The 11478-nt window shown below is 62.0% G+C and carries 9 protein-coding genes and 1 pseudogene; 5 read left to right on the forward strand and 5 right to left on the reverse strand.

The genetic code is table 11. From position 1 onward, the window contains the following. The 3 genes and pseudogenes from FSO04_RS47085 to FSO04_RS19335 form a co-directional block, all read right to left on the reverse strand. Nucleotides 1-238 (reverse strand): annotated as a pseudogene (locus FSO04_RS47085) ((2Fe-2S)-binding protein); the annotation flags it as partial. Further along, nucleotides 235-3063 carry a xanthine dehydrogenase family protein molybdopterin-binding subunit gene (locus tag FSO04_RS19330; protein ID WP_154561472.1) on the reverse strand — a complete coding sequence of 943 codons (2829 nt, stop codon included), beginning with the start codon at nt 3061-3063 and terminating at the stop codon, nt 235-237. The pseudogene FSO04_RS47085 and the gene FSO04_RS19330, both read right to left, overlap by 4 nt. A 447-nt stretch (nt 3064-3510) precedes the next feature. Continuing rightward, nucleotides 3511-4266, reverse strand: coding sequence for a DeoR/GlpR family DNA-binding transcription regulator (locus FSO04_RS19335; RefSeq protein WP_168435748.1), 756 nt, complete (start codon nt 4264-4266; stop codon nt 3511-3513). Nucleotides 4267-4389: 123 nt separating this feature from the next. Here FSO04_RS19335 and FSO04_RS19340 point away from each other — a divergent pair, with 123 nt between their 5' ends. Together FSO04_RS19340 and FSO04_RS19345 are read left to right on the forward strand one after the other, a co-directional pair. Then, nucleotides 4390-4977, forward strand: a complete 588-nt coding sequence (locus tag FSO04_RS19340) for an NUDIX domain-containing protein (protein ID WP_154561474.1) — start codon at nt 4390-4392, stop codon at nt 4975-4977. Between the two features lie 359 nt (nt 4978-5336). Then, nucleotides 5337-5636, forward strand: a complete 300-nt coding sequence (locus tag FSO04_RS19345) for a hypothetical protein (protein ID WP_154561476.1) — start codon at nt 5337-5339, stop codon at nt 5634-5636. Between the two features lie 85 nt (nt 5637-5721). Here FSO04_RS19345 and FSO04_RS19350 read toward each other — a convergent pair whose 3' ends face one another. Next, nucleotides 5722-6894: a porin gene (locus tag FSO04_RS19350; protein WP_154561478.1), complete on the reverse strand. Its 1173-nt coding sequence runs from the start codon at nt 6892-6894 to the stop codon at nt 5722-5724. Nucleotides 6895-7457: 563 nt separating this feature from the next. Here FSO04_RS19350 and FSO04_RS19355 point away from each other — a divergent pair. Together FSO04_RS19355 and FSO04_RS19360 are read left to right on the forward strand one after the other, a co-directional pair. Beyond that, nucleotides 7458-8567 (forward strand): OpgC domain-containing protein, encoded by a 1110-nt coding sequence (locus tag FSO04_RS19355; protein WP_154561480.1) that lies wholly within the window; start codon nt 7458-7460, stop codon nt 8565-8567. 73 nt (nt 8568-8640) lie between these two features. Next, nucleotides 8641-9501: an alpha/beta hydrolase gene (locus tag FSO04_RS19360; protein WP_154561482.1), complete on the forward strand. Its 861-nt coding sequence runs from the start codon at nt 8641-8643 to the stop codon at nt 9499-9501. A gap of 71 nt (nt 9502-9572) precedes the next feature. Here FSO04_RS19360 and FSO04_RS19365 read toward each other — a convergent pair whose 3' ends face one another. Beyond that, nucleotides 9573-10655, reverse strand: a complete 1083-nt coding sequence (locus tag FSO04_RS19365) for an AI-2E family transporter (protein WP_154561484.1) — start codon at nt 10653-10655, stop codon at nt 9573-9575. Nucleotides 10656-11000: 345 nt separating this feature from the next. Between FSO04_RS19365 and FSO04_RS19370 the strand changes: the two genes are divergently transcribed. Continuing rightward, nucleotides 11001-11285, forward strand: coding sequence for a DUF3331 domain-containing protein (locus FSO04_RS19370; RefSeq protein WP_028197253.1), 285 nt, complete (start codon nt 11001-11003; stop codon nt 11283-11285). Nucleotides 11286-11478 lie beyond the last annotated feature (193 nt).

The following is an 11478-nucleotide window of genomic DNA, read 5'->3' on the forward strand; positions in this document are numbered from 1 at the left end:
GCGGCAGCGTGCGGAAATGCGTCAACGGACGCTCGACCACCGTTGCGGCCGGCGCGCCGGCCGCAACGCCCGAGGCACCGGAAGCACCTGAAGCAGTGTGCGCGGCAGCAGCGCCCGCGGGACCGGAGACCGCAGTAGCAGCGGCGGAAGCGGAAGCGGAAGCGGAAGCGCCAGAAACGGTGCCCGAGGCAACGGCGGCGCTCGCAGCATTAGCGGAAGTTTGAGTGGGGGCCGTCATGCGAGCACCTCCTGAATACGTTGCGGGGTGACCGGCAGCTCAGTAAAGCGATGGCCGACCGCGTGCGCGATACCGTTCACGATGGCGCCGACCACCGGAATCATCACCACTTCGGCGATGCCCTTCGGCGGATCGGTCTCAGTGAGGGGTGGCAACACTTCACCGGTCTGGGTCCAGACGGCGACATCCGTCGCGCGCGGCAAGTGGTAGCGATTGAAGTTCCAGGTGCCGTTGCCAGGACCGTCTTCATAGAGCGGCAGATACTCGTGCAATGCGTGACCGATGCCCATCGCAAGGCCGCCTTGCAACTGACCCGACACAAGTTGCGGCGAGATCTGATTGCCGCACTCCATGATCGAGTGATGGGCGAGCAGGTCCACCTTGCCGCTCGCTTCATGCACCGACAACTCGACCAGCGTGCCGACCGCGCTGTAATACGTCACGGCCGCGTTGTTACGCTGAACCGGCGGAATGAACACGCGCTGACGATCAAGCACGCGATAGTGGTTCGGCGTGATTTGCAGTTTCTTTTTATCGGCCGAAGCGTTGTCGCCATATCGAAGCGCAAGCCCATCGAGCGGCAGACGCTCGACAGTGCCGTCGATCTCGAAGTCCGACTCGGTCCATTGCCAGCGATTGAACACGTGCACGGTCGCGCCGGTGACCAGACCCAACTCGTGCGCCTTCTTCGCGAGCTGTTCGAACGGCAGTGCTTCGAGCCCCGCCGCCGAAAGCTTGCCGTCGACCCAACGCGCGTCCTCGATGCGCACCACCAGCGGCGCGGCTTGACCACCGCCGCCGCCCTGGCTCCAGATTGCCATGGCCGCCGGCCACAAGCCGTGCGCGAAGACGACGCGTGCCGCTTCGCGCGTGCTGTGCGTGAAATAGAACGCCGAATTCGTTGCACTCGACGGCGACGCATAACCCGGCGACCAGCGCGGATTCGCGGCCAGCTTGTCCTGGTCCGCTTGCGACATCATGTACGGATCGCCGCTCGTGACGACCGGCAGATCGGGCCAATCGGTGATCGCGACATGCACGTCGGTGGCCGGCTTGCCGAGCCACTTTGCGACCGCGATCGCCTGCGAGGTCGACATGCCGGTACCGATTTCGGCCGCCGTGTGTTGCAAGCCGATCTTGCCGTCGGCGCTGAACTCGACCTTGGCGAACGAGGTTTCCGCGCCCGTGCCGAAGTCCTTCTGCACACACGCAAAACCGACGCCATACCGCTTACCCGGATGCGCGGCTTCGAACTCGGCCTTACGCTTCGCGCGATCCACCCACAACGGATGAACCTTCGCCTTCTGCAACACGTCGTCGACACGAATCGCACCTGCGGGCACCGCGCCCTGGGTGTTCTTCATGCCCGAACGCAGCGCGTTTTTCAGGCGGAAGTCGATCGGATCGAGATTCAGTTGCACGGCGATTTCGTCGACCATCATCTCGGTCGCGGCCATGCTTTGCAGCGTGCCGTAGCCGCGTGCCGAACCGGCGTCGATCGCGCGCGAGGCGATCGCCACCGCCGAGAGATCGTTCTTCGGGAAGTAATAAATCGATTGCGCGGCCGTCGCGCCGACCATCGCCACCGACGGCGAGAAGTTGCAGCGACCGCCGCCGTCCGCTTCCATCGCGGCCTTGAACGATTGCATCATGCCGGTGTTCTTATCGACGGCGATCCGGTAGTTCATCTTGAACGCATGGCGTTTCAACGACGTCTGGAACTGCTCGTAGCGATCGTTCGCAAGACGCACCGGGCGGCCGTCCGCATACATCGCGCAGACGAGGCCGTAGAACGGCACGTTGAAGTGATCCTTCGAACCGTAGCCCACCGTGTAGCACGGGTGAATGAACAGGTTCTTCACCGGGAACGCGCACTTCGCGACCATGCCGGCCGCACTGTCGGCAACTTCGGACGGCGCCTGGGTCGGCACGACCATGTGCAGCGATTGCGTCGCCGCGTCGTACCAGCAGTTCGCGTTGTCCGGTTCGAGCGCGGCGGTGTCGATCGACTGCGTGTTGTACTCGCGCTCCATGACGAGCCAGTCCGCCGACGGATGATCCAGCTCCTGCTGGATCTGGCCGGCGTGGAACATGCCCTGCTCGTCGAGCTTGCCGTGTTCGACGCCGTCCGGCCACACCGGCTGGTGCTTGCGCATCATGCTCGGGAACACCGGTGCGTCTTTCAGGCTGGAGAAGATATCGTCGTCATACGGCGTCTTGCCGCCGACGCGCACGAAGCGGAACGTGCCCCACGGATCGCGCTCGAGCGGCCCGGTTTTCGCGCCGTAACGGATGACCTGATCCTGGAACTTGAGCTTGTCTTTTGCGAAGCGGAAGCGCACGAAGTCGTGATAAATCAGGATCGCGACCGCCTGGCCGAGATATGCGGGCGTCTTGCCCGGCGGCAGCAACATGTCGTCGCCGTAGAAGGCCGGGAAGATCAGGCCGTCGCGCGTCAGATCGGCCGCCGTGACCACACGGTCGGGCTTCAGTTCGTCGCCGAGCAGCGTCAGGTCGAAGCCTTCGTAGCTGCGGTCGGCTTGCGTCGTGCGCAGGATGAAGGCGTGCGATTGCTGCTGCGGCCAGTGCGGCATGTCGGTGGCGCGGATGTCTCGCGCGAACACTTTCGAGCCCGTCACTTTGGCGATACCGTCGATGCGGAATTTCGCCTGCCCATTGGCGGCGTCCCACTGAACCGGCGTCAGAATTTTGTCTTCGAACAACGCAGCAAATGCGCGGCTGCCCATCGGCGCGATATACACCGACACACCCGCCAACACGCTGGCCTTCAGAAAACTACGACGCGAAAGGTCGAGTTTCCCCATGGACTTCTCCTTAAGTGAACACAGCGGCAACTCGTGAGCAGGACGATCGTGGAAAACGTCAGGTCTCGCGCGAGACCACGCGCGTGCTCGCGCGCGGCGAACCTGCGCTGGACGGCGATAACCACGAGGGAGGTGTTCGAACCGCGGGCGCTTGTTTGAGCCCGGGCGTACCGGCGATGTGCAGTAGCCATCACTTCGGCTGCCGCAGTCGATCTGATTGACCTTGAACTACCGTGAGTTGCCTTTTCCCTGCCCTGCAGAGGGCCAAGGGCCGGGATTATCTCGCTGTTTAGACGCACGGTGCGTCATTTTTTGTCAGCTATCTCGCAAATAACGTATTGGGTATGAATCGTTATAACAGTGGGTTTATTGCGCTGCTTGTTATCTGTCGAGGATCGGCGATGGCCGCTGTTTTGTCGCGAGCGTAACTTACTAAAACGTATTTAACTAAGCGCGCAAGATCGTGATCCCCAATGCTTCGAACGGCGCGGTAAGCACCTCTGGCGTATTCCGCTCGACGACGATCGTGCTGGCCGCCGACACATCCGCGATCTTGTACGCCGATGCCGCATTGAGTTTTTCCGCCGACGCCAGCACCACTGTTTCCGCTGCATGTTCCGCGAGCGCGCGCTTCACGTAGGCCTCCTCCATATCGCCGGTGCTCAGGCCCGCTTGCGGATGCACACCCGTGACGCCCATGAAGTAGAAGTCGGCGCGAATGTGGCTGAGCGATTCGATAGCCGCCGCACCCACGTTGACCATTGAATGCCGGAACAGACGCCCACCGATCATGATGACCTCGAGCTCCGCGTGCTCGGCCAGTTCGACGGCGATGCTCGGGCTGTGCGTGACGATCGTCGCCCGCAAATCGCGCGGCAAGTGGCGCGCCAGTTGCACGGCAGTCGTGCCGCCGTCGATGAAGGCAATCTGCCCGCGCGCGATCATGCCCGCCGCCGCCCGGCCGATCGCCGCCTTCGATGCCGATTCGATGCGCTCGCGCCCGGCAAAATCCACTGCCGCCGGCGACGCCGGCAATGCGCCGCCATGCACGCGCTGGAGCTGCCCCTCGGCGGCGAGCTCGCGCAGATCGCGGCGGATCGTGTCCTCCGAGACGTCGAACTCGACGCTCAAGGTCCTGGCGATCACCTGGCCGTCACGCTTGAGCGCTTCAAGGATCAACTGTTTTCTTTGCGATGTGAGCACGGCGGGCGTCCCGAAAGCATTTTGGCAATTTGCACGAAATTTCTTGTTTTTGCACGATATTGCACGATACCATAAATTGCATGCGGTGCAGACCGCGTTTCCCAACGGAACAGGATACGAGCCATGAACGAAATCGCCGGGCGGGTGCGGATCGTCGACGTGAAAGTGCTATCGGACGACTGGTACGTGCTGAAGAAAACCACCTTCGACTACCAACGCGCGGACGGCAGCTGGCAGCGCCAGAGCCGCGAAACCTACGATCGCGGCAACGGCGCGACGCTATTGCTGTACGACCCGCGCCGCCGCACGGTGGTGCTGACGCGGCAATTCCGCCTGCCGGCGTTCGTCAACGGTCATCACGGTATGCTGATCGAGGCGCCGGCGGGCCTGCTGGAGGCCGCCTCACCCGAAGAGCGGATTCGCGCTGAAGTCGAAGAGGAAACCGGCTACCGCGTACACGACGTGCGCAAGGTATTCGAAGCCTTCATGAGCCCGGGTTCGGTGACGGAAAAGCTGCACTTTTTCGTCGCTGAATATGATGCGGTGGCGAAAGTCGGCGCGGGCGGCGGCATTGCCGACGAAGGTGAAGATATCGAGGTGCTGGAACTGGCGGTGGACGAAGCGCTGGCAATGGTCGAACGCGGCGAGATCGTCGACGGGAAGACGATCATGTTGTTGCAGTACGCAAAGTTGAATCTGTTCGGCGCGTAAGTGTTGGCTCGCAGGTCGTTCGGCGAGATCGACCGCGGCGGCGGCGGTGCGCATGGGCATTTACGCGCAATGTGGCGAGCGCCTCGCTCCCGCTACGGCCGTTCTGTCCGCGGCCTCGCCACAAACCTCGGCATTTCAGACTAATCCCACGCGACTTTGGGAAAAGGATGATATGTCGATGAACGTCAAAAAAATATCCTTACGGGTCCTTTTAAAGCCTGCCTGCCGCGCGGTCATTGCGAGGCAGTTCTTAAACGGGAAAACCATTTCCGTCAGTATATTTTTTACTTCGTCAGCGTCATAAAGCCGGCGAATGATTTGAGGTTTAAGTGGATTCTCTTAATTCAGCGAACAGATTCATGGCCGGTTTCTTTTTCGGCATCGTGGTCGCCGCAGTTGTAATGGTATTGCTGTGCAATGCCGGTGAATTTTCACCGTTTATCGCGAAACTGCATGCTTTGGAACAGGTCATCCTGACCGTGCTCATTTCGATCGTCATCGTCGATGCAAAACCATTGGCTTATAAGACCGTCTGGCGTGACCGCCGCTGCAGCTTCATACTCGACGAAGATCTAACCGCGACAATTCGCGGCAGAACCTTCGGCATTCCCGCCGGCGTGGTAGTCGGGATTCTGATTCAGAACTACGTGATGAACTGATCTCCCGCCGCACGGGAAAGCGATATCCATCACACCCGGCCCTGCAGTCATCATGCAGCCCACCGCCGGCACGTCCTGCCACCCTCTAGAATTTATGCCGTATCGCCGCGCGCACCACGACCTGCTTCGACGTCGACGACGGCGACTGGGTGCCGGGCGTGAAGGCATCGTCCAGAATTGAGAACGTGGCGTCGCCGGTCACCTGCTGATATTCGCCCTGAATGTACACGTCGGTGCGTTTGGACAGGTTGTAGTCCGCCATCAAACCAAACGAATGAATCTTCGGCTTCACGCCGCCGTTCGAGGCGTCGTAGGTTTCGATCGTGTACACGTACTGCGCGCCGACGAACAGTATCGGCGAAATCTGATACTTGCCGTTCACCTCGAAGTTCTGATACTTGAGCGAGTTCAACAACACGCCCGGCGGCACGAGCGGCGTCACGCCGAGAAAGCCGTTGCCGGTCGGGTCGAGATAGTTCGAGTTGGTGTACACGAAGCCGGCAGTGGCCGGGCCAAAGGTGTAGGTGATGCCGCCGCCGAACACGCGCATGCGAGCCGCGATAAAACTGGCGTCGTTCGCGGTGATCGCGCCGTTTGAGCCGTTGCCGGGGTTGTCGGCCTGCAGATAAGCCGCGGCCACCAGCAGTCCGCCGTAGGTGTACTGGCCGCCGAAACTGTACGCGCGATTGTTGGCGAAGCCGGTGTCGTTGCTGAAGCTGTAGACGCCGCCGAACTGGAAGCCCGAGATCGACGGGCTGGTGTACTTGACGCTGTTGTCGAGACGGAACGAGTTGTCGGTGTTGTCGTTATCGTACGGGTGCGAGAACAGTGAACCGGCCCAGTTGCCGTTGGCCGTGGTCTGCGCCAGAAAGTCGACCACCGAGTCGTACTGGCGGCCGAACGTCAAGGTGCCGTATGGCTCCGAGCTCAAGCCGACGAACGCCTGGCGGCCGAACATCCGGCCGCCCTGGTTAAGCCGCCCGGAACTGACGTCGAAGCCGTTTTCGAGCTGGAAGATCGCCTTCAGGCCGCCGCCCAGTTCCTCGGCGCCCTTCAAGCCCCAACGGCTGCCTTGCGCAAAACCGCTCGCGAGTTCATAGACATGGCCGTGGCCGACATTGTTGGTGTAGTTGATGCCTTCATCGAGCACGCCGTACAGCGTCACGCTCGTCTGGGCAAAAGCAGGCAGGGAGAAAACCGCCAACGAAGTGGCGGACAAAGCGGTGGAGACAGCCAGCGCGAACACTTGCTTGTTCATGATGATCTCCCTGAGCTCGAGCAATGGGACAACTCGATCCGACCGCTTTCTTTTTGACGCTAGTCGAGGCGTTTATCGACCCCGACGCGCTTTAAGGAAATCCTCACACGCCGTTACGTCGCCGTCCATCGGGTGTCGCGCGCATATCTCAAAACGTTGCGAAATCTCCACTGCCTAGGGCAGCCCCTTTTTTCGCAGCGCTTATTCAGGTAAACGGCGCCGCGCCGCCGGGACTTAAGCTGGCTGTCGCATTGGCCGCGCCGGCGCTGCGCGTTTCGACGCGGTTTTGTCGTCGAAGGAAATATAATCGAAAGCTTTTGCGGCGCTGCAGCGGAACTCTGCGCCCTCAAACGGGTCATTTTTACTGGCCTCTGCAGCCGCGCCTCGCGTGGCTGGTTCAAGCGGCTACGCGGTTGGTCACCCCACGGGTCGTGCATCCTCGGGGCGGCCACCTGCGGGGCGGCCATCCGCCGCAACACCTAATCCAATTTCAAAAGCTTTGTGAGACGCCTGCCGCGCTGGACTAGCGCGCCGTCGCACGGGGCTGCTTTTGACACCACATAATGCAAAAGTCGCAATCCCGCTTGATCGAGCTCGATTTTTTTCGCGGGCTGGTCCTCCTGATCATCGTCGTCGATCACATCGGCGGCAGCATTCTGTCGCGCGTCACGCTGCATGCCTATGCGCTGTGCGATGCGGCTGAGGTCTTCGTGTTCCTCGGCGGCTTCGCCACCGCGACGGCCTACGCGGCGCTCGCCGAACGGCGTAACGAGGCGACCGCGCGCAGCCGCTTCCTGCGCCGCTCGCTCGAAATCTATCGCGCCTTCCTCATCACTGCCGGCTTGATGCTGCTGGTCAGCGCGGTGCTGACCGCGTTCAGTATCGACGGCCCGAATCTCGCCACCACCGACCTCGACGATCTGATGGACACGCCCGTGGCCGCCCTGCGCGACATTCTGCTGTTCCGCCGTCAGCCGTATCTCGCTTCCGTGTTGCCGATGTACGCGTTCTTCGCACTGCTGGTCCCGATGATCCTGCCGCTCGCGCGCAGCAAGCCATGGCTGCTGCTGGCCGGCAGCGTTGCGCTGTGGGCAGGCGCACCGGCGATCGACGCCTACCTGCCCGCCGCGCCGGACATGCACTGGGATTTCAACCCGATTGCCTGGCAGTTGCTGTTCGTGCTCGGCGTGCTGGCACGTTGCCAGCCGGTTTATCAGCGGATCAGCGCGCACCGTCTCGGCTGGCTGGTCAGCGTGCTGGCGTTCGCCGTGGTCGCCGCCGCGGCCTACTACAAGCTCTTTATTGAGCGCGAGCCGCTCGATGCCAGCTTCAAGCAAAATCTCTCCTATCTGCGCGCCGTCAATTTTCTGGCGATTGCCTGGCTCGTCGCGAACCTGATCCAGCTCGGCTGGGCAAGGAAGCTCGCTCAATGGATGCCGTGGGTCGGCATGATCGGCCGCAAAGGGCTGCTGTGCTTTATCGCGGGCGCCGTGATTTCGCTGGTCGTCGATTCGCTGCTGTATGCCGCGACTGACGGCTATCTGAACTATCCCCTCGGGCTGGTAGCGGATGCATGTGCTGTCGGCGCGCTGTTCGCCGTCGCGAGAGCATCTGAACCGCTCAAGCGCTTCGCGACGCACCTCTGGAGCTTGCGTCTCAGAACGTCGCCCTGAGTGAGCGTTTTCACTGCCGATCCTGATAGCATGACGGCCGCGCGCGACCTGCGCGACGGCCTCTTACTCTGACATGCGTCTATTCCTACATTCCGCACTCCTCGCGCTGTGCGCCGCTGTCGGCGCGCCGGCGAGCGCCAGCACCGTCATCAGCCGAAGCTTCCATTCCGAAGCGCTCGGCCGCGACTGGGCGTACACGATCTATCTGCCCACCGGCTATCGCCACGACGCCGCACGCATTCCCGTGCTCTACCTCCTGCACGGCAACAACGGCGACGCCAACGACTGGCTCACGCAAGGCCACCTGCAAACCGCCGCCGACGCACTGATCGAGCACAAGGAGATGCCACCGGTTGCGATCGTGATGCCGCAGGGCGGCACGGACTGGTATGTCGATCGCAAGGAGAAGATGGAAACCGCGTTCTTCGGCGATCTGCTGCCCGAGATCGAAACACGCTACGCGGTCGCAACGCAGCGTAACGGGCGGATGATCGGCGGCGTTTCAATGGGCGGTTTCGGCGCGTTGCGCTACGCCATGACGCAACCGGAGCTGTTTTGCGGCGCACTCCTGCTGAGCCCCGCGATCTATGCGAACGAGCCGCCGCTCGCTTCGGCGGCGCGCCGCGTCGGTGTGTTCGGCGACCGGCAGTTCGATCCGCACGTCTGGCATGCGCTCAACTATCCGGCGCAATGGGAGCGGTACATGAGCCAGCCGTATCGCCTGCCGATGTTCATCGCCGCCGGCGACGACGACCTGGCGATCCAGGCCGATGCGTCATCGCTTTACACGCACCTTCGGCTGGCGGGGAATCCGGCGGCGCTGCGCATCATCGACGGCGGCCACACCTGGGATGTCTGGAGCACGCTGTTGCCCGCCGCGCTGAAATACACGGTTGGCTGCGTCAAACAATCGGCGCGCGATCAGGACAAGTAATCAGAAAAAATAAGCCGGCAAATCAGCAATCCTGATTGCGCCGGCAAAGTGTGTGCAACAAGTGCGTGCAACTATTGCACGAGGTCGGTCCACAGCACCACCAGAACGGTCATGAGCGCGGGCCCGATGAAGAGGCCAAGCAAACCGAACGTCTCCGCCCCGCCGAGAATACCGAATAGCACGAGCAGGAAAGGCAATCGCGTCGAGTTGCCGATCAGCACCGGCCGCACGAAATGTTCGGCGACGAACACCACAACCGAGCCGAACACAGCAAGCGCGACGGCCGCGGCAACCGAGCCTTGCGAGAACAGCCACAAGGCCGCGAGGCCGAACGTGAGCGGTGCGCAGAACGGCAGCATCGAGGCGATCGCCGTGACGAACGCGAGCAGCGCGACGTGCGGCAAGCCGGTCACGAAATAGGCGACGCCCAACAACACCCCCTCGCCGAGCCCGACCACCACCAGCCCCGACACCGTGCCGCGTACTGCCGCGGCCATGCGCGCGAGCAACTGCGCGCCGTCGTCGCCGAAGCCGCGCCGCACGCCTTTCATCAGCGAGCCGGACAGACGCGGCCCCGCCTGAAAGATCACGAACAGCGTGATTAGCATGAAAGCGAACACCATCACGCCGTGCGCCGCGCGCGCGCCGAAGTGGCGGCCGAGCGTCATCACCGTGGTGCTGTGCAGCCCCTTCATTGCCGCCGAGTCGCGCAGCGGCTGGGCGAGATTGGCCTGCCACCAGGCTGAAACCTGTTGCACGCCGAACGGCAAGCGCTGGATGACGTCCGGCATCGGAATACCATTTTCCTGCGCGGCCTGGAACCACTCATTCATGTCATGGGCTTCGCGCAGCGCCTGGGCAATGCCGACACCCACCGGCAGGACCACCAGCAATGCGATCGCAAGGGTTAGCGCCGTGGCGATCAGCGTCGTGCGGCCAGCAAGCCAGCGGTTGCCTGCCGCCTTTTGCAAAAGCGGCCACAGCGCGATCGCAATGACACCCGCCCAGGCCGCCACCGCAATGAAATCGCGCACGACCCACAGCGCCAGCAACACGAGTGCGATATACAGGACGAGTGAAGCCGCTTTCTGCTTTTTCAGGCAATCAGGCGGTGTCGGCAATTCGGGCGGCGCAACGGGGGGGCGTGAAATCATGTGGGCTCTTGAGTTCTTGTGGATATGCGCGCGTGACGACCGGAAAAATGCAAACCCGCTACACTTGCGTCGCACGGTTGCTCATCAATAACCACATCTTAAAGGAAGCACCGGCGCCCTTCGCAGGCAGCATGCTCGTCGCACTGGGTACAACACTGCGTTGCAAAAATCCACGCTATCGCAAATTCACCTCGCATATATCCCGCAAAGGCCCGTCGTTTCGGGTAAGCGTGAATGTCAAGTTTCATTGTTGCTGTTTAGAGAACACTGTTTCAACCGCGGCACAATGGCTATCCGCCTCGCACGGGACTACATTCGGCACACCACAATACGGAGCCGACGATGATGACCTTAGAGTCCATCCCCCTTGACGGAACCAATGGCGTACGCATCGAAATTCTCGAGCGCTCCGACACCACGCTGGTGATCCGCTGGGTCGAACCGGGGCGCTGTCATTACGGCGAGCAGCGTTGGCGGCGGCGCTCGGCGCATACGTCGGGAACGTGCGCGGTGACACGACGCAAGATCCGCCGCGGCGACGCGGTGTTCAAACCGGCTGAACGGCCGGCTCCTTCGAATGCTTCTGCAATGATTTGTGCTGAGGTGTTGGGCGAACTGGTTGAAGCCTGAAGTTTTTTGCCTCGGCGACACGTGGCTGCCGTGAGCTTACGGTCCCTGCTGCCGTAGGCCTCCTTCATGAATTATTGGCGCAGGCTCTCCGCCGCGCTGCCCGCTTTTTCAGGCGCTCTCCAACACGCCCGGCGCCGCTCGTCAACTCACCGCCTATAGGTCTATAACGGCCGCTACGGAAGGCCGCTGGCAT

Source organism: Paraburkholderia madseniana (genome assembly GCF_009690905.1).
Taxonomy (GTDB): Bacteria; Pseudomonadota; Gammaproteobacteria; order Burkholderiales; family Burkholderiaceae; genus Paraburkholderia; species Paraburkholderia madseniana.